Origin of the sequence: Terasakiella sp. (assembly GCF_048267425.1) — a bacterium.
Classification (GTDB): domain Bacteria; phylum Pseudomonadota; class Alphaproteobacteria; order Rhodospirillales; family Terasakiellaceae; genus Terasakiella.
In genome coordinates, this window is record NZ_JBLWXN010000002.1 from 70,947 (window position 1) to 91,891 (window position 20,945).

General features: G+C 49.2%; 24 protein-coding genes and 1 other RNA gene. 7 read left to right on the forward strand and 18 right to left on the reverse strand.

Features of this window, described 5'->3' with window-relative positions; translation table 11 throughout:
* Positions 1–97: 97 nt before the first annotated feature.
* From pal to ACN0VA_RS03540, 10 genes are all read right to left on the reverse strand, one after another.
* Positions 98–601, reverse strand: a complete 504-nt coding sequence (pal, locus tag ACN0VA_RS03495; protein ID WP_188661141.1) for a peptidoglycan-associated lipoprotein Pal — start codon at positions 599–601, stop codon at positions 98–100.
* Positions 602–720: 119 nt separating this feature from the next.
* Positions 721–2,034: a Tol-Pal system beta propeller repeat protein TolB gene (gene tolB / locus ACN0VA_RS03500; RefSeq protein WP_417819805.1), complete on the reverse strand. Its 1,314-nt coding sequence runs from the start codon at positions 2,032–2,034 to the stop codon at positions 721–723.
* Between the two features lie 108 nt (positions 2,035–2,142).
* Entirely contained in the window at positions 2,143–3,030 is an 888-nt protein-coding gene (locus ACN0VA_RS03505) for a cell envelope integrity protein TolA (protein ID WP_417819806.1), read from the reverse strand.
* Positions 3,031–3,036: 6 nt separating this feature from the next.
* Entirely contained in the window at positions 3,037–3,495 is a 459-nt protein-coding gene (gene tolR, locus ACN0VA_RS03510) for a protein TolR (protein ID WP_417819807.1), read from the reverse strand.
* A 3-nt stretch (positions 3,496–3,498) separates the two neighbouring features.
* Entirely contained in the window at positions 3,499–4,230 is a 732-nt protein-coding gene (gene tolQ, locus ACN0VA_RS03515) for a protein TolQ (RefSeq protein WP_417819808.1), read from the reverse strand.
* A complete protein-coding gene (gene ybgC, locus ACN0VA_RS03520; protein ID WP_417819809.1) occupies positions 4,220–4,660 on the reverse strand; it encodes a tol-pal system-associated acyl-CoA thioesterase in 441 nt (146 codons plus the stop codon). The genes tolQ and ybgC overlap by 11 nt, the downstream gene beginning before the upstream one ends.
* Complete coding sequence (ruvB, locus tag ACN0VA_RS03525) at positions 4,657–5,709, reverse strand: Holliday junction branch migration DNA helicase RuvB (protein ID WP_417819810.1); 1,053 nt, start codon at positions 5,707–5,709, stop codon at positions 4,657–4,659. The genes ybgC and ruvB overlap by 4 nt, the downstream gene beginning before the upstream one ends.
* 12 nt (positions 5,710–5,721) lie before the next feature.
* Positions 5,722–6,354, reverse strand: coding sequence for a Holliday junction branch migration protein RuvA (ruvA, locus tag ACN0VA_RS03530; protein WP_417819811.1), 633 nt, complete (start codon positions 6,352–6,354; stop codon positions 5,722–5,724).
* Positions 6,351–6,845, reverse strand: a complete 495-nt coding sequence (gene ruvC, locus ACN0VA_RS03535) for a crossover junction endodeoxyribonuclease RuvC (protein WP_417819812.1) — start codon at positions 6,843–6,845, stop codon at positions 6,351–6,353. Before ruvC ends, ruvA begins: the two co-directional genes overlap by 4 nt.
* 3 nt (positions 6,846–6,848) lie before the next feature.
* Positions 6,849–7,598, reverse strand: coding sequence for a YebC/PmpR family DNA-binding transcriptional regulator (locus ACN0VA_RS03540; protein ID WP_417819813.1), 750 nt, complete (start codon positions 7,596–7,598; stop codon positions 6,849–6,851).
* 361 nt (positions 7,599–7,959) lie between these two features.
* Here ACN0VA_RS03540 and ACN0VA_RS03545 point away from each other — a divergent pair, with 361 nt between their 5' ends.
* Positions 7,960–10,122: a methyl-accepting chemotaxis protein gene (locus ACN0VA_RS03545; protein WP_417819814.1), complete on the forward strand. Its 2,163-nt coding sequence runs from the start codon at positions 7,960–7,962 to the stop codon at positions 10,120–10,122.
* A gap of 72 nt (positions 10,123–10,194) precedes the next feature.
* Here ACN0VA_RS03545 and ACN0VA_RS03550 read toward each other — a convergent pair whose 3' ends face one another.
* The 5 genes from ACN0VA_RS03550 to ACN0VA_RS03570 form a co-directional block, all read right to left on the reverse strand.
* A complete protein-coding gene (locus ACN0VA_RS03550) occupies positions 10,195–11,007 on the reverse strand; it encodes a TIGR00282 family metallophosphoesterase (protein WP_417819815.1) in 813 nt (270 codons plus the stop codon).
* Positions 11,008–11,030: 23 nt separating this feature from the next.
* Positions 11,031–11,594 carry a 5-formyltetrahydrofolate cyclo-ligase gene (locus ACN0VA_RS03555; protein WP_417819816.1) on the reverse strand — a complete coding sequence of 188 codons (564 nt, stop codon included), beginning with the start codon at positions 11,592–11,594 and terminating at the stop codon, positions 11,031–11,033.
* A 25-nt stretch (positions 11,595–11,619) separates the two neighbouring features.
* A non-coding RNA gene (gene ssrS / locus ACN0VA_RS03560) (6S RNA) lies at positions 11,620–11,780 on the reverse strand.
* A 39-nt stretch (positions 11,781–11,819) separates the two neighbouring features.
* Positions 11,820–12,227: a cell division protein ZapA gene (locus ACN0VA_RS03565; RefSeq protein ID WP_417819817.1), complete on the reverse strand. Its 408-nt coding sequence runs from the start codon at positions 12,225–12,227 to the stop codon at positions 11,820–11,822.
* Positions 12,227–12,607, reverse strand: a complete 381-nt coding sequence (locus ACN0VA_RS03570; RefSeq protein WP_417819818.1) for a hypothetical protein — start codon at positions 12,605–12,607, stop codon at positions 12,227–12,229. Before ACN0VA_RS03570 ends, ACN0VA_RS03565 begins: the two co-directional genes overlap by 1 nt.
* Positions 12,608–12,819: 212 nt before the next feature.
* On the opposite strand from ACN0VA_RS03570, the gene gap reads away from it, so the two are divergent.
* The 4 genes from gap to efp all read left to right on the forward strand — a co-directional run bounded on the left by gap (position 12,820) and on the right by efp (position 16,097).
* Entirely contained in the window at positions 12,820–13,830 is a 1,011-nt protein-coding gene (gap, locus tag ACN0VA_RS03575; protein WP_417820308.1) for a type I glyceraldehyde-3-phosphate dehydrogenase, read from the forward strand.
* A gap of 141 nt (positions 13,831–13,971) precedes the next feature.
* On the forward strand, positions 13,972–14,589 hold the full coding sequence (gene thiE, locus ACN0VA_RS03580; RefSeq protein WP_417819819.1) for a thiamine phosphate synthase: 618 nt from the start codon (positions 13,972–13,974) through the stop codon (positions 14,587–14,589).
* Between the two features lie 59 nt (positions 14,590–14,648).
* Complete coding sequence (locus ACN0VA_RS03585) at positions 14,649–15,437, forward strand: substrate-binding periplasmic protein (protein WP_417819820.1); 789 nt, start codon at positions 14,649–14,651, stop codon at positions 15,435–15,437.
* Positions 15,438–15,527: 90 nt separating this feature from the next.
* Entirely contained in the window at positions 15,528–16,097 is a 570-nt protein-coding gene (gene efp, locus ACN0VA_RS03590) for an elongation factor P (protein WP_417819821.1), read from the forward strand.
* Positions 16,098–16,172: 75 nt separating this feature from the next.
* Here the strand turns inward: efp and hisG are convergent, their stop codons facing one another.
* Complete coding sequence (gene hisG / locus ACN0VA_RS03595; protein WP_417819822.1) at positions 16,173–17,045, reverse strand: ATP phosphoribosyltransferase; 873 nt, start codon at positions 17,043–17,045, stop codon at positions 16,173–16,175.
* A 39-nt stretch (positions 17,046–17,084) separates the two neighbouring features.
* The gene (locus ACN0VA_RS03600; protein ID WP_417819823.1) at positions 17,085–17,972 is read right to left on the reverse strand and encodes a formylglycine-generating enzyme family protein; all 888 of its coding nucleotides are present in this window, start codon (positions 17,970–17,972) and stop codon (positions 17,085–17,087) included.
* Positions 17,973–18,074: 102 nt separating this feature from the next.
* Between ACN0VA_RS03600 and ACN0VA_RS03605 the strand changes: the two genes are divergently transcribed.
* The gene (locus tag ACN0VA_RS03605; RefSeq protein ID WP_417820309.1) at positions 18,075–19,004 is read left to right on the forward strand and encodes a pseudouridine-5'-phosphate glycosidase; all 930 of its coding nucleotides are present in this window, start codon (positions 18,075–18,077) and stop codon (positions 19,002–19,004) included.
* Here the strand turns inward: ACN0VA_RS03605 and ACN0VA_RS03610 are convergent.
* Positions 19,001–19,426 (reverse strand): hypothetical protein, encoded by a 426-nt coding sequence (locus ACN0VA_RS03610; protein WP_417819824.1) that lies wholly within the window; start codon positions 19,424–19,426, stop codon positions 19,001–19,003. The genes ACN0VA_RS03605 and ACN0VA_RS03610 overlap by 4 nt on opposite strands.
* Before the next feature lie 97 nt (positions 19,427–19,523).
* Between ACN0VA_RS03610 and ACN0VA_RS03615 the strand changes: the two genes are divergently transcribed.
* The gene (locus tag ACN0VA_RS03615) at positions 19,524–20,912 is read left to right on the forward strand and encodes an MFS transporter (RefSeq protein ID WP_417819825.1); all 1,389 of its coding nucleotides are present in this window, start codon (positions 19,524–19,526) and stop codon (positions 20,910–20,912) included.
* Positions 20,913–20,945: the final 33 nt, after the last annotated feature.

A 20,945-nucleotide genomic window follows, 5' to 3' on the forward strand; every position in this document is an offset into this window, starting at 1 on the left:
TTTGTGCATCCATTTACACAAAAAAACAAGGCGTTTGCCACAAGATATGCAGCAAACGCCTTGTTTAAAAGGTCTACCAGAGAACTTAATTTTTAAATTAAGAACCTGCACCCAAAGAAACAACAGTCACAGAGCGACGGTTCTGTGCCCATGCTGCTTCGTTGTGGCCCAGAGCAACCGGGCGTTCTTTACCATAGGAAATGGTTTTAACACGTGCCGCATCAACACCGAGGCTTACCAAATATTCTTTGGCAGCATTTGCACGACGCTCACCCAGTGCAAGGTTGTACTCGCGTGTGCCGCGTTCGTCAGCATGGCCTTCCAACGCGATTGTAACGCTTGGGTATTTCTTCAGCCAAACTGCTTGTTTGTCCAAAGTCGCACGTGCGTCTGTAGTGAGGTTGTACTGGTCGAAACCGAAGAACACACGGTCACCGACATTAACAACAAAATCTTGAGCTGAACCAGCAGCCGGGCCGAGTTTTTGAGCAGCCGTCGCATTCGCATTACCGGTGCCTGTTGCATTGGCACCATCTTGAGGAGCGGTCTCACAAGCTGCGAGCAGAGCAACAGCACCAACCAGACCAATAAACTTACGCATGAGCAATCCCCTTATTAGGACTATTTGTTTTAAACCGATAATTTACACAGACCCCTAGACGCCCCCCGAATTAAGACGAATAACGTCAAAGTCTTAAGTTTGACTATAGGCAGCTATTTTTAAGGAATCAAGGGGGACCATGCCGGGTCGGACCCTTCCAAGGGTGTAATCAGCTCTCTTTCATTGTAACCCGTGAGGTCTACGGTATAGATTTTCGTCGTTTTTTCTTCACCGCGAAGGGTTTCACGGAAGAAGCTCAAAACCCTGCCATTGGGCGACCACGTTGGGCTTTCGACCAAATAACCGTCCGCTAAAAGTCGTTCTCCGCTCCCGTCTGTGCGCATGACACCAATATAAAATTTACCGCTTAACATTTTTGTAAATGCAATCAAATCACCACGCGGTGACCAGACCGGTGTTGCATAGCGACCCTTGCCAAAACTGATGCGACGGACGTTTTTACCGTTCGAATCCATAACATAAATCTGTTGAGAGCCTCCCCGGTCCGAGTTGAAAGCCACTTGCGTTCCATCCGGGGAATAGCTGGGGGACGTATCAATTGCGGAATGGCTGGTCAAACGTTTCGTCTGTCGAGTCGCCAAATCCATCGTGTAAATATCCGAGTTCCCATCCTTCGCCATAGACATAATCACTTTGGTGCCATCGAAAGAAAAACGCGGCGCAAAGGTCATGCCCGGAAAATCACCCAAAACAGCCTGACGGCCCGTATCAATGTTGAACAGGTAAACCCGAGGTGTGTTGCGATAATAGGATAGGTAGGTAATTTCTTGTAATGTCGGTGAAAAACGCGGTGTCAAAACCATGTCTTGCCCGTCCGTCAGAAACTTATGGTTCGCCCCGTCCTGATCCATAATCGCCAGTCGCTTTACCCGGCGATTGGCCGGACCGTTTTCGGCCACATAAACAATACGGGTATCAAAATAACCGCTTTCCCCGGTGATACGTTGATAGATGGTATCGGCGATAATATGAGCCACACGGCGCCAATTATCCGCCACGGTATTATAAGCTAGACCGACCATCTGCTGTTCAGCAAACACATCCCACAACCGAAATTGGATCGCAAGTTGTCCGTTTCCTTGTGGCACGGCGAAACCTTGCACCAAGGCCTGTGCATTTAGAATCCGCCAATCGCCAAAACGCGGCAATGTCTTCATTGACAGTTCTTTTTGGATAAAGGCTTTAGGATCAATCGGTCGGAACAGGCCGGAACGTTCCAGATCAGCCGAAACCACCTGGGCAATCTGCGCGCCAATCTGGGCGGCTTCCGCCGTTTCGCCATCGAATTCCACAATCGCAAGCGGCATAGGTTCCACACGCCCTTGTGTGATATCAACCCGTAATTCGGCCCATGCGGGGAAGGCAGAAACCATAATGGTGAAAATAGCTAGAAAGCGCAGTGCGAATCTCATGTCATCCAGTCCTGTTCAATGCGTTTGATGCAAGATACGCAGTTCCTGTGGTTCTGCCAAGGGGCAGACGACAAAAACCTGATCCCTGCCCTGCAATTCTTACTCTGTTTACAGCCCCAGAAGTTCTTTCGGATCAAAAATCAATGTCAGATCACGCCATTGATCATACGTTTCACGCGACAACGGATAAGGCCAGCAACGACGGTTATTCACCGCACGCAACGCACTTTCCGCAGCCGCCTGATAAAACGGATCGGACAAACGGGTGCGAGACGCAATCGAAGCCGCACGCGGTGTTGCATCCGGGTTCATCGTGACTTCGATTTCAATCTTCAGATTTTCGGCCTCACGCGCACCGATAGGCGGGTTCCAACATTTGGCAATATGCTGGCGTAGCGCATCAATTTCCGTAATGGTAAGCGGACGCGAGGCATCATTAAACTTACTCGGTTGTTTAATGGCTTCCTGAATAGATTTGGCGAGATCATCCAGTTTTAACTCTTCCTGTTCTTTTTCTTCTTTCTTCGCCGTTTCTTTCAACGTCGGTGCCAAGTCTTTCATCAAGCTGTCAAAGTCATTGCGTTGCGGCGGCTTCGGCTTTTGCGTCACTTGTTGTGGTTGAACACGCGGCTTCGGCTTCACCGGTTCCGGCTTCGGTTCGGGTTTGGGCTCAGGTTTCGGTTCTGGCTTTTTCTCCGGCACAACTTCGGCTTTGGGTTCTGGTTCTGGCGCAGGTTTGGGTTCCGGCTTTGGGGCCGGGGGCTGCGGTTTGGGTGCTGGTGGCGGCGGTTTCGGTTTTTCTTTTGGTGGTTCCGGCTTTTTTGTTACGGGTTTAGGCGTCGGCACATTGGAAACATCATCAATTTGTACGACTTCCACAACAATGGGTGGTTCCACAATCAAATCACGATCCGGCAACAACGGAATCCCAAAGTAAGCCAGCAAAATAACTGCCAGATGGAGAAAAAATGATATGGATAAGGGGCCGCGCATCACTTTTGGTTATTTCTTTTGACTGTTGGCAGGATTGCGAGCAATCAGCGCAACCTTGGTAAATCCGGCACCGTTCAAAACGCCCATGACCCGCATCACTGTGCCATAGTCAATTTTTTCATCACCGCGTACAAAAATACGAATATCCATATTGTTTTTGGAAATTTCCATCAACAAGGGCGCCAATCCATCCAATTCAACAGCCGTATCCTGAACAAAAAGCTTACCTTCCTTGTCAATACTCACCGCCAAGGGCTCGTCTTGCCCTTGAATCTCACCTGCCTTGGTTTTCGGCAAGTCGACTTCAACTCCCACCGTCAGCAAAGGCGCTGTTACCATGAAAATAACCAGCAACACCAGCATCACATCGACCATCGGGGTCACATTGATTTCCGACATTTGTGCTGAAGAACGACGGCGTCCGTAATGCCCGCGTCGGCCTGAACCTGAATTGAATGACGCACCCATGATTTACTTCTTTTCGTCTAGTTGACGAGACAAAATAGCACCAAACTCACCGGAAAAACTATCCAGACGCCCGGCATAGCGATCAAGGTCGCGTGAGAGTTTGTTGTAAGCGACCACCGCCGGAATCGCAGCAACCAAGCCCAGTGCTGTTGCAAACAAGGCTTCGGCAATACCGGGGGCAACCACTGCCAATGTGGTGTTTTTCGTTTGTGCAATCGCTGTAAAGGCATTCATAATCCCCCAAACAGTCCCGAACAGACCGATAAACGGTGCTGTTGAACCTGTTGACGCCAAGAATGTCATATTTTTTTCGACACGTTCCATTTCGCGCCCCACCGTAATTTGCATCACACGATCAACACGGTCTTGCAAACGGGTACGCATTTCGTCCCCGGTACCGCGCCCTTTCGCCTGTGACCGACGAACTTCGCGCATTGCTGTCACAAACACAGCAGACATCGGGTCTTCCGGCTGATTGCCTTGGGCGTCATACAATTGGTCCAAAGACTGCCCGGACCAGAATTTATCCTCAAAACTATCCGCTTTTTTATTCAATCGGCGTAAACGCACGATCTTGTCGAAAATAATCCCCCAACACCAGATGGAAGCCAGCAACAACCCCACCATCACGGCCTGTACAATAATATCGGCTCGCATAAACAAGCCAAGCATACTCAGGTCGTGTACCTCGACGGAGCCTGCCAGTACGGCTGCCTCGACCAGATTATTTTCCATTGTGAACCCCTAACATTTTCATAAACACCTGCTTGATATCATGCGGAATAGGAACCGGACGGCCTTCTAAATGAATGCAGGCGATCCGCACTTTTACGCAAACCAACGTCTCTTCACCACGTTTTAAGACCTGTTCCATTTCCAAAGACGCGCCACCCAACTTAACGAAACGGGTGTGGACTTCCAACAAATCATCCAGTTTCGCCGGTTTGCGATAATCCGCTTCCGCGCGGCGTACCGCAAACGCAATCCGATCCTGTTTTAGCAATTCTGACTGATGAATATTGAAATATCGTAAAAATTCGGTTCGTGCGCGTTCAGCAAATTTCAGATAATTGGCATAATAAACAATTTCACCCGCATCTGTGTCTTCATAATAGACACGGATGGGGAAAATGAATGTATCGCCTTCCAAGCGGCCAACAGTCATTCCTTATCCACCTTTTTCAATAAATCCATTTGCGCGGCCTCACGTCCCTGTGGCGCATCCAGTCCCAAATGACGATAGGCGGCTTCCGATAACATCCGTCCGCGTGGGGTGCGCATTAACAGGCCTTGCTGGATCAAATATGGTTCCATCACTTCTTCGATCGTGTCGCGTTGTTCAGACAAGGCCGCTGCCATCGTTTCAACACCAACAGGACCACCCCCGTAATTTTCGCAAATACATTTCAGATAACGGCGGTCCATCTCATCCAGACCGCGATGATCCACTTCCAATCGGTTCAAGGCCCCATCGGCACAGGCTGCATCCACCGGGGACACACCGGCCACATGAGCGAAATCGCGAACCCTGCGCAACAAACGCCCGGCAACACGAGGGGTCCCTCGGGCACGTTTGGCAACCTCATGGGCACCGTCCGATGTCATTTCCATCCCCAAAATACGTGCGCCACGTGTCACAATTTCTTCCAGTTCGTCAACTTCATAAAAATTCATCCGCAACGGAATGCCGAAACGATCACGCAACGGTGTGGTGATCAACCCGGAACGCGTTGTCGCCCCCACCAATGTAAAGGGCGGCAGATCAATGCGAACAGAACGTGCCGCCGGTCCTTCCCCAATGATCAAATCAAGCTGGAAATCTTCCATCGCCGGATAGAGCACTTCTTCAATAGCCGGGTTGAGGCGATGAATTTCATCAATAAAGAGAACATCATAAGGCTGCAAATTGGTCAACAGCGCCGCCAAATCACCCGCTTTTGCAATCACAGGTCCGGATGTGGCACGGAATCCGACACCCAGTTCACGTGCAACGATTTGAGCCAGTGTTGTTTTCCCCAGCCCTGGTGGACCGTAAAATAAAACATGGTCCATCGCGTCCCCACGTGCGCGTGCGGCCTCAACGAAAATTTTCAAATTTTCACGGACTTGCTTTTGACCAATAAATTCGTTTAACGCCAGAGGCCGCAAGGAATTTTCAGAAACATCATCTTCGGAACGTTCCGGCGAGACCATGCGGTTTTCATCTTCATACATATCTGATGCCCCCTAGCCCAACACCGATAATTCCGACAAGGCAAGGCGGATGAGGTCATCCAGCTTACCCTCACCACCGAGTTCCTTATTCACCTTGGAAACAGCCGCCAAAGCTTCGCTGCGCCCATAACCGAGATTGACAAGGGCGGAAACGGCCTCCACCGGTGCACCACCAAAACCCGTTGATGAAGAAGCCGCATGCCCCGACGACGTCGAAAGTCCTTCAGGGCTACTCAGTGCAATGGCACCGGCTTTATCTTTCAGTTCCGTTAAAATACGCGTTGCCACTTTCGGGCCAACGCCGTTGGCTTGTGTTAAAACCTTTTTATCCTGTGCGGCAATCGCATGCATGATGTCCTGAGCCGTCAAGGCTGACAAAATGGCCAAACCAACTTTGGCCCCAACGCCCTGAACCGTCGTTAAAAGCTTAAACCAGTCACGTTCTGCAACATCACCAAAACCATACAAATGAATATGATCTTCGCGCACATGAGTTTCGATCAAAAGTGATGTTGCCTCACCAACTTTTGGCAATTTTCCCAATGTTTTGGCGGAGGCAAAGACAAGGTATCCTACCCCGTTGACGTCCAGAATGACCCAATCTTCCCCGACGGAATCGACCAAGCCTTTTAATTTGGCAATCATGCGACCCCTCCCCATTTATCAGGCGTATTACGATTGTGCGCATGACAAATCGCCACCGCCAATGCATCTGCCGCATCTGCAATTTCAATTTTGGCGGTTGGCAACAAGGTTTTCACCATCATTTGAACTTGTTCTTTCTGTGCGTGCCCACTCCCCACCACCGTCTTTTTGACCTGATTGGGCGTGTACTCAAACACAGATAATCCGGCCCGCGCCGGTGTCAACATCACGACACCGCGAGCTTGTCCCAATTTCAATGTCGAATTCGGGTTTTTATTGACGAACGTTTCCTCGACAGCCGCCTCGACGGGACCGAAGCGTTTAAGAACATCTTCGATCCCTTCGTAAAGCTGTACCAGCCGTTCCGCCAAGGGGCGTTTGGAATCCGTCTTGATGGCACCATCGGCAACACACCGCATTCGGTTCCCATCAATATCAATGATCCCCCATCCGGTTATGCGCAATCCCGGGTCCAGCCCCACGATCCGCATCGCCTAGCCCGCCAGGCTTGCCATGACCTCGTCAGAGACTTCCATATTGGTGAAGACGTCCTGAACATCGTCCAGATCTTCCAAAGCTTCGACCAGCCCCATCAGGCTTTGCGCCTTATCGGCATCCAGTTCGGTCGTATTGGTCGGTTTCCAATCCAGTGCGGCCCCTTTGGAGTCGCCAAATTGTTTGACCAATTCATCCAAAACGGCATGCAATTCATCGGGTTCGCACGAAATTTCGTGGGCTTCATCCGTTGTTTCCACTTCAGTTGCACCGGCTTCCAAAGCAGCTTCAAACATCGCATCGCCATCAGCGACATCCAGCGGATATGTGATCAGGCCGCGACGCTCGAAACTGAAAGCAACCGAACCGGTTTCACCCAGGTTTCCGCCTCGTTTGGAGAAAGTCGAGCGCACATCGGAGGCGGTGCGATTTTTGTTATCGGTCAGGCATTCTACAATAACGGCAACACCGCCGGGACCGTACCCCTCGTAACGCATTTCAACGAAATTATCGCCATCCATCTCGCCGGAGCCTTTTTTAACGGCCCGTTCGATATTGTCCTTCGGCATGGACGCCCCTTTCGCCGCAGCAATCGCTGTACGCAAGCGCGGGTTCATATCGGGGTCAGGTGTGCCCATTCCGGCAGCGACCATAATTTCTTTTGACAATTTGGCAAATTCTTTGGCGCGCTTTTTGTCCTGTGCGCCTTTGCGATGCATAATATTTTTAAACTTGGAATGACCAGCCATGGTTCCTACATTTAATCCTTAACTTTTCTGAAAATGACGAGAAATCCATCTCTGATATTCTATTAGCACATCTTGACAACAACAAACAATGTGCACCTTCGAACATTTCCCATTTTTAACTAAAGTACCAATTCACAAACACCAAATCATCCTTAAGTATAGACACAAAAAGATAATATGAACTAACTATATGAAAAACATACCTTTCCAATTCACTGAAAAATAAAATTTTCCCTATCATATGTATGGTTTCTTATGCCATAAATACTTCCGAATTTTGCGAAATATCCCTTGGGGTAATTCGACCAAAAGCAGCAAGCTGCAATAACAGGTTGGCCGAAACCAAAGATCGGAAAAGATAATGTCACTGTCAAACGTCAAAATCTCAGTCAAACTCCCCGCAATCATCGTCATTCTCGCACTAGCTTCGATCCTGATCACGGGGCTGCTTGCTTATACAAAATCAGCCGACAATATGCGAATTGCCGCTGACGACAGCATGCAAACCCTTATTGACAGTCGAACGCATTCCATCATGTCTTTGATGGAAGGGATACGACAGGACTTAGGTATTTTATCCAGCAACCAAATGGTCAAAGATGCCTTGGTTGAGCTGGCCGTTGACTATGAAGATATCGGCGCCGAATACGGCGATGCCACCGCGTTCTTGCAGAAAGAATATATTGAAGATAATTCCAATAGCGCCGGTGAACGCGACAAACTGAAACGCGGTCAAAGCGAAGATGCCTACCATGACACACATCAACGTTATCATGCCTGGTTCCAGCCCCTTGCCAAATCACGGGCCTACCATGATTTGTTTATTGTCGATGCCAAAGGCAACGTTATTTATTCCGTTTATAAAGCACATGATTTTGCGACCAACCTTGAAAAGGGCAAATGGAAAGACACAGACTTCGCAAAGATTTTCAAAGAAATTAAAGAAAACGGCGACAACAACGCTTTCGTGACGATGACAGATTTCGCCGCCTATGAAGCCGATAATAACGAAGCGGCTAGCTTCATGGGAAGTCCGGTGAAAAACGAAGAAGATGTCTTCGTCGGTGCATTGATTGTGCGCATGCCGATTAAACGAATCGATCAGGTTATGCAAAACCCGCGCGGTCTTGGCAACACAGGCGAAACCTACATTGTTGGTAAAGATAATCTTTTGCGCAGTGATCTGCGTCTGGTCAAAGAAAAGACCATTATTAAACAAAAAATCAGCAACGAAGCCGTCAAAGCCGCCCTTAAAGGTGAATCCGGTCTTGTAGAAACCACAGACTTTAAAGGCGAAGATGTCTTTGCAGCCTATGCCCCACTGGACTTCATGGGGATGCATTGGGGCGTCGTTGCTGAAATGTCCGAAGACGAAGTTCTGGAACCCGTGCGAACCATGCGCACCTTTATCATCGTTGCCGCCGGGATCACACTACTTGTCATTATCGTTATCGGTCTTGTCGTTGCCCGTAACCTTGCCAACCCGATTGCGGCGATGACCAAGGTGATGCATGCTCTTGCCGCAGGTAATCTCGAGGTTAAAATCCTTGAAGACGAGCGCAAAGACGAAGTCGGTGAAATGGCAGAAGCGTTGCGCATCTTCCGCAAAAACGCACAGGAAGTTGAAAAACTACGCGACGAACAAGAAGAAACCCAACGACGTAGCGAAGAAAAACAACGCGCTTTCCTCAACCAAATGGCCGACAATTTCGAAAATACTGTCAGCAGCGTGGTGGAGGCCGTCGGCACAGCCGCACAGGATATGGAAACAACCGCCCAAGGTATGTCGCGCACCGCAGCCGCCACATCGGAACAATCCAATGTCGTAGCGCAGGCTGCCGAACAGGCAACCGGTAACGTACAAACCGTAGCTTCCGCCGCAGAAGAACTGTCCGCATCCATTAGCGAAATTTCCCGTCAGGTCGAACAATCGCGCGGGATTGCACAGGAAGCCGTGGATGAAGCCCAACAGGCGACAGATACCGTCAGCAGCCTGTCTTCTGCCGCCAATAAGGTGGGCGAGGTTGTCGAGTTGATTACCTCCATTGCTGAACAGACCAACCTTCTTGCCTTGAACGCCACCATCGAAGCCGCCCGTGCCGGTGAAGCTGGTAAAGGGTTTGCGGTTGTGGCTTCTGAAGTAAAAAATCTTGCCGATCAGACCGCACGCGCCACAGCAGAGATCACCGAACAAATCGATGCCATGCAATCGGCCACCACCGATGCAGTGAGCGCCATTTCCAACATCGGTCAAACGATCAACAACATCAACGATATCTCCAGCAGCATTTCCATCGCCGTTGAAGAACAAGGCGCTGCAACAATTGAGATTTCCAAAAACGTTCAGGAAGCAGCAAGCGGCACGGTCGATGTGACGAAAAACATCGAAAACGTAAACCTTGCCGCCGCCGAGACGGGCAAAGCCTCACAAATGGTACTGGAAGCATCCAGCGGGCTGAACTCTCAGGCTACATCGTTGAAAGATGTTGTTCAAAAATTCCTGCAACAGGTTCGCGGCAATTAAAAAGCCGAGCAACCAAAGACAAAAAAAAGCCCCGATGACTGAATGAGCATCGGGGCTTTTTTATTCAATTGATTAAAGGGCCGGAACAATTTCAATCAAGCGACCACCGAGCCTGAGAGGTGAAACGGTTTTGGCCAAACCGGTCTCATCATCGGTTTCAACAAAGACTGCGCACAACGTCGCCGGACCTTCTGCGGGGGTCAAACGTCCACTTATTTTCTTTGTAAACCGTTCAATCGGAACCGATTTTTCCATCCCGATCACGCTGTCATAATCGCCACACATGCCCACATCAGTTTGATAGGCCGTACCGTTTGGTAAAATCTGCGCATCTGCCGTCGGGATATGAGAGTGCGTTCCCGCCACCAGCGACACACGCCCATCCAAATATTGACCCATCGCCATTTTTTCACTGGTCGCTTCGGCATGAATATCCACCAGTGAAGCCTGAACATCACGGCCCAGAACATGCTTATCCAACACGGCCGACAGCATGGTAAACGGATCATCCAACGGGTCCATAAACAACCGCCCCATGACCTGAGCCACAAAGAAACGGCGATTATCTTTCATTTCATAGACATGAAAACCTCGCCCCGGTGTGCCTTCCGGGTAATTCAACGGGCGCAACAGTCGCGGTTCATCGTCAATAAAATTCATAACCTCGCGCTGATCCCATGCGTGATTACCCGTGGTAATAACGTCCACGCCAACATCATAAAAAGCATCGCAAATCTTGCGGGTAATGCCAAAGCCATGTGCAGAATTTTCCCCATTGACGATGACAAAATCCAGACCGAGTTTCTCACGCAATTGAGGAACTTGTTCAACAATTGCATTGCGACCGCTTCGGCCCATCACATCACCACAATAAAGAAAACGCATATATCTCGTCCATTTTTTTAAAATCACGCTTTGATGTGAATAACCCGTGTCGGCGTAACAATCCAGTCCATTCTTTGATCCAGCCGATCCGTCGGGACTTCTTCCACAGCCTGTTCATCATAGGCAATCCCGACTGTGGTGACTGTGGGCAAGTTCACCAAAGTGCGATCATAATAGCCCCCACCAAACCCCAAACGCCCCCCTTGAAGGTCAAAGGCCAATAAGGGGGCTAGAACTAAATCAGGGATAACAAGCGGTGCGTCTTCGCGGGGATGGAGTGTCCCATGTGGTCCTGCAACCAACACATCACCGGGCAACCATTTGCGAAAAATCAACGGTGTGTTTTTGTTCAGCACAACGGGTAACGCACAGACCTGCCCGCGCGCCTGCAATGACGGCAACAATGGGCGAATATCAAGTTCACCGGACATGGGCCAATAGGCCGCGACCCTCTGATAAGATTTGAAATGAGTTTCGTTCAAAAACGTTTGCTGCAACAGCGAGGAAAGTTCCGGCTTATTGATCCCTTTGCGTAACGATAGCATACGCAGGCGCAGACGATTTTTTTCTTCCTTTAAAGAAGTCACAGACCACCTCGTTCGATTAGGTGCGGGTGAAGCCACATAAGCCGTAATGTTGACTAGATCCACCATAGGCCTGCCAAAGCAGGTGGGCGCCGTGTAACCACCCCACGAGGTGGACAGGGACAGCTCCCGATGGTTTCATTATTGGCCCCGGGGATTCATGAACACCGACGCACTTCGCAGCTTCACCTTGGGCTATATAGTCAGTCTTTCTTGAATTGTCACGCCCTATTGCGCAGAAGGATCATCAAGTTCATCATCATTGTGAACAAGTGTTTCAACATTGCTGCTCACTTCAGCAATGTCCACATCATCCATTGTTTGCGCGATTTCCGTGATTTTCTGTGTCAGGCGATCCAGTTTTTGAACAATCATCTCGTCTTTGCGTTCACGCACAGCGACACTATGTTCCACCTTATAGGTTTCCAACTCGTCGTTTTTATCGCTCAGTTCATCTGCCAGCAACAAACTGGTCATAACCATCAAGCGTGTATCGCCCAACTGTCCAACCGCAGCCGCCAATTGGCGCACACGGTCATCCACATAACGTCCCAATCGGGAAAGCTGCGCTTCTTGCCCTTCTTCGCAAGCAATCTCGTAACGGCGACCATTAATGGTAACAGCGACTGAAGCCATTATTCGTCCTCCTCTTCATCCAGAATTTGCTGGACATTGCCGATCAATTTTTCCAGACGCGTGGCAAAATCACTTTTGATTTCATGCAACGATTCATTTTGGACGCTGAGGGTCTGGTTATTGTCTTCGAGAACTGAAATCTTATCTTTCAATTCTTCAAACTGCGTATCGTAATCTGCCTCGCTATACGCTTCCAGTGCTTCGGACAGCGCCAGATTATCTTGCTTTAACCCTTCGATCTGGTTCTGCAAAACCTCAACCTGTGCCGCATCGACCTTTGTGCTTTGCGACTCGCACGCCTGTTCCAGAACCAGAACAGCTTTTTCAAGTCGATCAAACGCAGAGAGAATACGCGGTGATACTTGTACAGAAACGGACAAGGACGAACCCCATTTAATATATACTGAGAAATTCCAAGGCTAAGGTAATGACAAAAAATACCACATTGAGCAAGCCCCAAGCGACTCCGGTAAAAACAAAAGTCTCAGGCACACCACTTATTTGATACGTTTTCCACAACTCAACGCTGGTTTTGACATTGGCTAACGTGCTATAAAATATTAGGTTTTTATAAATGGATATGGAGGATACAATGGCTATTCGCGTGGCGATTAACGGTTTTGGCCGAATTGGACGTCTTTGCTTACGCGCCCTCATTGAAAGCGGGCGAAGCGACCTTGAAATCGTTGCGATTAACGATCTCGGTCCGGTTGACTCCAATGCACATCTCCTGAAATACGACTCCGTTCACGGTATTTTAGCAGCCGAGGTTTCCACCACCGACAACGCTATTCTCATTGATGGGACAGCGATTAAATTTACCTCCGAACCCAACCCGGCGAGTCTCCCTTGGGCAGAGATGAACATCGATATCGTCTTTGAATGCACCGGAATTTTCAAGGCCCGTGACGAAGCGCAGGCCCATATTGACGCCGGCGCCAAAAAGGTCTTGATCTCCGCCCCCGGAAAAGACGCCGATCTGACAGTTGTTTATGGTGTCAATCACGATCAATTAACCAACGATCATAAAGTCGTTTCCAACGCGTCTTGCACCACCAATTGTCTGGCCCCGGTTGCCGATGTATTGAACAAAGCCGTCGGTATTGAAAAAGGATATATGACCACCGTTCACGCCTACACCGGTGGTCAACGCATGGTCGATATGCTGCACAAAGACATGCGCCGTGCCCGCGCTGGTGCGGTTTCTATGATCCCGACGTCAACAGGGGCCGCCAAGGCTGTTGGTCTGGTTTTGCCGGAACTGGCCGGTAAATTGGACGGATGTGCCATTCGTGTCCCGACCCCCAATGTATCCATGATCGACTTAACGTTCGATGCGTCCCGCCCGACCAGCACAGAGGAAATCAATGCCGCTATCCTTGAAGCGGCCCAAGGACGGATGAAAGGGGTGCTTGGTGCTTATGATGCCCCGTTGGTTTCCATCGATTTTAATCATAATCCACATTCATCCTGTTTTGATTTGACCCAAACAACCGTCATGGGGGGGACTTTGGTACGGGTCTTATCTTGGTATGATAACGAATGGGGTTTTTCCTGCCGGATGCTGGATACGGCCCTGACAATGGCCCAAACCGGACTTTAAATCACTGTTATCACTCTTTTAAGTGAAGTAGGGGGCGATTTTCGTCCCCTTTTTTGTTATAGAAAGATGTTATTTCAACAACCATCCCCAATGCGGGGGCGCACACAAGGTTCTGGCATAAGCCAGCAAAGCAGGATCAACATGAATACGCAGCTTTATTTGATTACACCGCCCAAAATTGATTTGGATGTTTTTGCCGACACCCTTGTTACGGCACTGGATAGCGGCGAAATCGCCTGCGTTCAACTGCGCCTGAAAGATGTAGATGATGATACGGTCCGTCGTGCATGTGAAAAGCTTCAACCGCTTGTACAGGATCGCGATATCGCATTTGTGCTCAATGACCGCCCCGACCTTGCCAAGGAAATGGGCTGCGACGGCGTCCATATCGGACAGGATGACACACCTTATAAAAAAGCCCGTGAAATTATGGGAAAAGACGCCATTATCGGTGTCACCTGCCACGATTCCAAACATCTTGCCATGATTGCAGGTGAACAAGGGGCTGATTATGTCGCCTTTGGTGCCTTCTATCCAACCGACACCAAACAAGCCAAAACAAAGGCGGAACCCTGGATTTTGGAATGGTGGACCACCATGTTTGAAATCCCCTGCGTTGCCATTGGCGGCATCACAACGGACAATGCCACACCGTTAATCGAAGCGGGAGCAGATTTCCTTGCCGTATGCGGTGGTATCTGGAATCACTCTAAAGGCGTAGAGCACGCGGTAAAACACTTTAATAAGCTGTGCGAATAATCTACAATGGGGCAAAAATAATAAATCCTCCCCCCCCTTCTTGAGAAACTGCAAAAACAATGACCGTTCGTTTACATATCAAACGACTTTTATCATTATCCCTTGCCTTGTTGATCTGCGTCTTTGTGTCGGGAATGCAAAGCGTTCATGCGCAAGAAAAACCACCGCTACGTATCGCAACCCTGCCATTACCGCCTTGGGGTTATAAAACAAATGACAACATTCCAAAGGGAATTTGTTTTGAATGGGGCAATGCCATTGCCAAGCGTATGGGACGTCAAAGCGTGAACAGGATCGTTCCGATGGCACGATTATTCAAATCATTGGAATATGGCAAAGCTGACTTTTCCATCGTCCTGCGCACCCCCTATTCTGAAAAAATTACGGTTCCAGTTGTCAATGTCGGCATTGATTTTCGAACCGTCGTCTGGCCGCGAAAAGGCATAAAAATCACAAATTATAAAGACCTCCAGCATCTCAGTTTATCTGTTGCGCGCGGCTTGAAAGTCGGTGGTAAATTTGCAGAGCAGGAAAATCTCAACATCGTCCCTTCAATGGATTATGCCCATTCCATGCTTTTGTTTAAAGCCGGACGCGTTGATGCGGTTGTCGGTACAGAACAAAGCTTGGCCTACAATGCCGTTCGCACAGGTCTAAGCACCAGTTCAGACTTTGACATCCCCTTTGAACTGGACCGACTGCAAGGATGGGTGCAAGCCTCTAGTCAGTTTATCCAACGCGAAGGCCTTGATGATTTGAAAAAAGCGGCACAAAGCTTGATTGATGATGGAACATTTCGACGAATTTATCAGAAATACCAGTCTTCACTCGTTACTTTGAGACGATAACTCGCCTTTACGCAAAAAGGGTTGGCTTTAGAGGCAACTTCCTGCTAATTTCGCGCCAATTTCAGTGTTTATTTCAGGATATCCAGACCTATGAAGATCAACGGTAACGAAATTCGCCCCGGCAATATCATCAATCACAAAGACGGCCTGTGGCGCGCTGTGAAATGTCAAGCCGTCAAACCCGGTAAAGGCGGTGCCTTCAATCAGGTAGAACTTAAAGACATTCGCGTCGGTACGAAATTGAACGAACGCTTCCGTGCATCAGAAACCGTTGAACGCGTTACCCTTGAACAAAAAGAATATCAATTCCTTTTTGGTGACGGCGATTTGCTGACATTCATGGATAACGAAACTTACGAACAAATCGAAGCCAACCGTTCCATGTTACTTGATGAACAAGCCCCCTTCCTGACAGACGGTATCACAGTAACCATCGAGTCACACGAAGGCGAAGTTCTCGGTATTACATTGCCGGAAAAAATGGCTTTTGAAATTTCCGAAGCGGATCCAGTTGTCAAAGGTCAAACACAATCATCTTCTTATAAGCCTGCGGTACTGGAAAATGGCGTTAAAATCCTTGTTCCCCCGCATATCGAAGCCGGAACCCGTGTGATCATCAACACAATGGACGGCACATACGTCGAGCGCGCCAAAGACTAAGCGGTCTTTAACAAATATACGAAAAAAGGGCGCTGATTATCAGTGCCCTTTTTCTTTGTGAAGACGTCCCTTCGCCTAGCAGATCTTCTGCAAAGGCAATTCCAGAATACCTTGTGCCCCGGCCGCCTTTAGCGCCGGTATAAGATCGCGTGTTTGCTTACGATCCACAACTGTTTCCACCGCATGCCAATTTTGGTCAGACAGCGGATTAACCGTTGGCGAATGTAAACTGGGCAACATAGCGACAATTTCGCGCAAGTTGGCGTCCGGTGCATTCATTTTTAACAACACCTTATGACGTGCAGACAGCGCCGCCTGTAACATCAGGGCAAGCTGGTCGATTTTGGCTTTTTTCTGCGGGTCTTTTAACGCGGCCTTGTTGGCAATCAGAACCGTGTGGGTCTGCATCAATTCTTCAACAATGCGCAACCCGTTGGCCTTGATGGTGGTTCCGGTTTCTGTAATTTCCACAACAGCATCTGCCAAGCCTTGAATAACCTTGGCTTCGGTTGCCCCCCAGGAAAATTCCACATCTGCCTGAACACCATTTTCTTCCAGATACCGTTTGGTAAACCCGACAAGTTCTGTCGCAACCCGTTTTCCATCCAGATCCTTGACACTTTGAATGGGGGAGTCTTTTTCAACGACCAGCACCCAACGCGCCGGCTTGTCTGAAACTTTGGAATAAATCAGGTCACTGACAACTTCCACATCAGAATTATTTTCCTGCACCCAGTCCAGCCCACACAAGCCGACATCCAGCACATCATCTTCGATATAGCGCGACATTTCCTGTGATCGCACGAGTGAACATTCAATATCATCGTCGTCAATTACCGGAAAGTAATTGCGTGCCCGTTTCTTGATGCTCCAACCGGCTTGTTCAAACAATTCGATTGTGGCTTCTTCCAGACTTCCCTTTGGAATACCAAGTTTCAAAAAGGCCATTCTTTCGCTCTCTTTCACTTCATCAGATAAAAATGGAAATCAATTTGCGACTTCACGTACAAGTCGGAAGCCAATTAAAATATGTTTCATATCCCAGCGTCGGTGATGACGTGCGGCTGCGCGGCACACACCGCACCCCCGATCATCCCAGGCCCCGCCTTTCACGGTCATCCGAGACGCTTCGCCCGGTGTACTGGTCCATTCATAGACCTGCCCAGCCATATCCAACACACCAAAGGGACTGGCCCCTTCCGGGAAGCTGCCCACAGGCAACGTATCGTGCGGTCCAATATCTGCGGTGTTGGCTTTTGCCGGATTAAAGTCATTGCCCCACGGATAAGCCCGTCCATCGGTGCCACGTGCCGCCAGTTCCCATTCCCGTTCATTGGGCAAGCGCCAGTATTGTCCGGTTTTTTCAGACAACCATTTGGCATAGGCCTGCGCATCTTCATAATTGACTAAAACAACCGGGTGACGATCACGCCCTTGGGGATAACCATTTGGCCCCCACGCATACTTGCGCGTACTTTCATAGGTATGATTCAATCCATAAGACTGCCAGTCCACAATATCAACGTCCGGTGCGTCGTAACCGCTATCACGAACGAAAGCCGCATATTGGAAATTGGTAATCGGTGTGCGCGTGATATAAAAACTGCGCAAACGCACCTGTTGCAATGGGAGTTCTGCCTCATACCAGTTCTGCTCGCGCGTCACCGGTACATTATAGGCGGCTTCATCTATGTGATAGGCCTTTTCACGCTCGCTCTCGGATGAGCCGATATAAAAGACCGAATTTGGAATAAAGGACAGGGCGGGAACTTCCTGCAGCGGATCAATTTTTTGTTTAAACGACGTGCTGACACAGCCGCTTAAGGCAAGACAACAGATCCCGAATACCAGTTTCTTGAACCTTAACAAAAACATCAATCCCCCCTTGTGCGTATTATTTGATATAACATCCCTTAGGACAGTCGTGGACGCAAGCCAAAATACGAGAAAGAAAGGTGAAAAGGAATGAGAAAGCCGATCCAGCGCAGACTTCTCGTCAACGATGAGGTTAAAGAGGCCTTTTTTAATAAAAAAGGTGTTGTCGCACTGGAAAGTACCGTGATCACACATGGCCTTCCCTATCCCGACAATTTAAAAACGGCTCTCGCCCTCGAAGAAACCATCAGACAACACGGCTGCACCCCGGCAACCATCGCCGTCATCGACGGTATCATTCGTGTAGGGTTGAACAATCAAGAACTGGAACACTTGGCACAAGACCAAAGCGCCCTAAAGCTCAGTAGACGCGATATGCCTTACGCCTTATCTCTGAAAAAAAATGGCGGCACAACGGTTGCCACCACAATGATGATTGCCGAACACGCCAATATTCATGTCTTTGCCACTGGCGGTATCGGGGGCGTTCATCGTGGTGCGGGTGAGACATTTGATATTTCTGCTGACCTTGAAGAACTAAGCCGTTGTAACGTCTGTGTCGTTTGCGCCGGGGCCAAGGCTGTTCTTGATATCCCCAAGACATTAGAGGTACTGGAGACAAAAGGTGTGCCGACCATATCGTTTGGATGTGATGAATTTCCAGCCTTTTATTATCGCAACAGCGGAGTTAAGGGAGCCTATAGACTGGACCGTGTGGAGGAAATCACAGACCTGTTGATCCAAAAATGGAATATGATCGGCTGGCCCGATGGTCTGGATTTCAAGGGGGGCGTTCTCATTGGCAACCCAATAGCCCCCGAATTCGAATATCCCAAGGAAGAAGTCGAAACATGCATCAAGCAGGCCTTGGAAGAAATGACTGTCAACGGACGCGATGTTACGCCTTATCTGTTGGCCCGCCTTGCGGAATTAAGTCAGGGTAAAAGCAAGACCAGCAATATTGCCTTGTTAAAAAACAATGCGGCCTTGGCTGCAAAAATCGCACGGGCCTTAAGTAAAAAACTGAGTTAAAAATTACTGATCGGCCCGTTATCCGCTTTTAGACCGTCGCCCAAAACATAAAAATCAACCCCATCAATGGCAAGGAATACCAGCCCAATCGCAAGTATCACCCAAAGGCCGATTTTAATATTCCCGCTTTCCTGCAACTGATAGGTTTTCGCTGCTTGGTTCATATGACTGGGAAGCAAAATCTCGACCTCCCCCTTTGTCGGTTCATCAGAATGCATCAGACTTTTAAAATTATCGCCAATACTTGAAAACCCACGGTGTAAAATATTGTATTCGCTTAAAAACGGTAAAAAAATCGCCAATAAAAAAATGCCGCCCGCGATCATCCCGAAATAGGGAACGTATCCTTTTGAAAAGGCATGACCGACAAACAGGGATGAAGCAATCATCAAAGCAAACGAAAGAATGAAAAGTTTCTGCATGTTCAAGCGTACTATTAAAGTTATGTTTAAAAGCATATCCTATCGTTGCGTTGATTAGAACCTTCGAACCTGTTTATTTACAATTTAAGTCAGGCATATGAACCAATCTGCACATTCCCCCCTCAAAAACCCGGCTTATCGCAACCTGTTTGGTGCACAAGTTACCTCATTGGTCGGAACCGGACTGACCACGGTTGCACTGGCTTTGCTTGCTTATGACATGGCTGGTGAAAATGCGGGGCAAGTTCTGGGAACCGCCCTTGCCATCAAGATGATCGCCTATGTCTGCGTGGCCCCAATCGCCGGCGGTTTTGCTCATCTTCTTCCGCGCAAACAAACCTTGATTTTGCTGGACATTGTGCGTGCAGGCCTCATACTCACCTTGCCCTTTTTATCGACACAATGGCAGCTCTATGGCGTTATCTTTGCCCTTAATGTCTGCTCTGCCTGCTTTACACCGCTTTTTCAATCCACAATTCCCGATCTGCTGCCCAACGAAGAGCGTTATACCAAGGCACTGTCTTATTCCCGGTTGGCTTATGATCTGGAAAACCTGCTCAGCCCGACATTGGCGGCTCTGCTTTTATCCATTTGGAGTTTCGACAGCCTTTTCCTGTTAAACGGTCTTACTTTTTTGGGATCTGCCTTATTGGTAGTCATCACGGTTTTCCCAAAACAAGCGATTGCCGAGCGCGAATCGTCTCTCTGGCACAATATAAGTTTCGGGATTAAGGCGTACCTGCGCACCCCTCGTTTGCGTGGCCTGCTGGCCCTGCATGGGGCTGTCGCCTGCGCGGGCGCAATGGTGATCGTCAATACGGTCATTTATGTGCGTGCCCACTTGGGACTGGGGGAAAGCGAAACAGCTTACGTTATGATGGCATCAGGTGCCGGGTCCATGCTCGTCGCGCTCTTTCTGCCTCGGCTCCTAAAAACAGTACCGGATCGCCCGATGATGATCTTGGGGGGCAGTTTGATTGCCTCGGCCCTTTTATGGGGCGTCATCCTGCCCGGTCTGGGCGGATTACTGATTATCTGGTTTTTACTGGGGGCGGGCTGGTCACTCATTCAAACACCAGCGGCCCGCGTGGTCACACGATCCACCACCCCGTCTGACCGGGCGGCTTATTTCAGTGCCAATTTTGCGCTATCCCACGGGGCCTGGTTTATCGGTTATAGTCTGGCAGGCTGGCTGGGGGCCAATATCGGTCTTTCCCAAACCTTTGCGATTCTCGCCTGTCTTGCCTTCCTTATGACCTTATGGGCGTTAAAACTGTGGCCGACCAATGACCCGGTCGTTATTGAACATAGTCATCCTGCGCATTCCCACGATCACCCCCATACCCACAAAGACCCCCATCACCATCACCCCCATGAAGGGTGGGAAGGCCCGGAACCGCATATACATGAACATCGACACAAAGAGACCCGGCACGCCCACCCCTTTGTCATCGATGCCCATCATGTCAAATGGCCGCAACGTTGATATGAAAAAAGGCTTCCGATTTTTCGAAAGCCT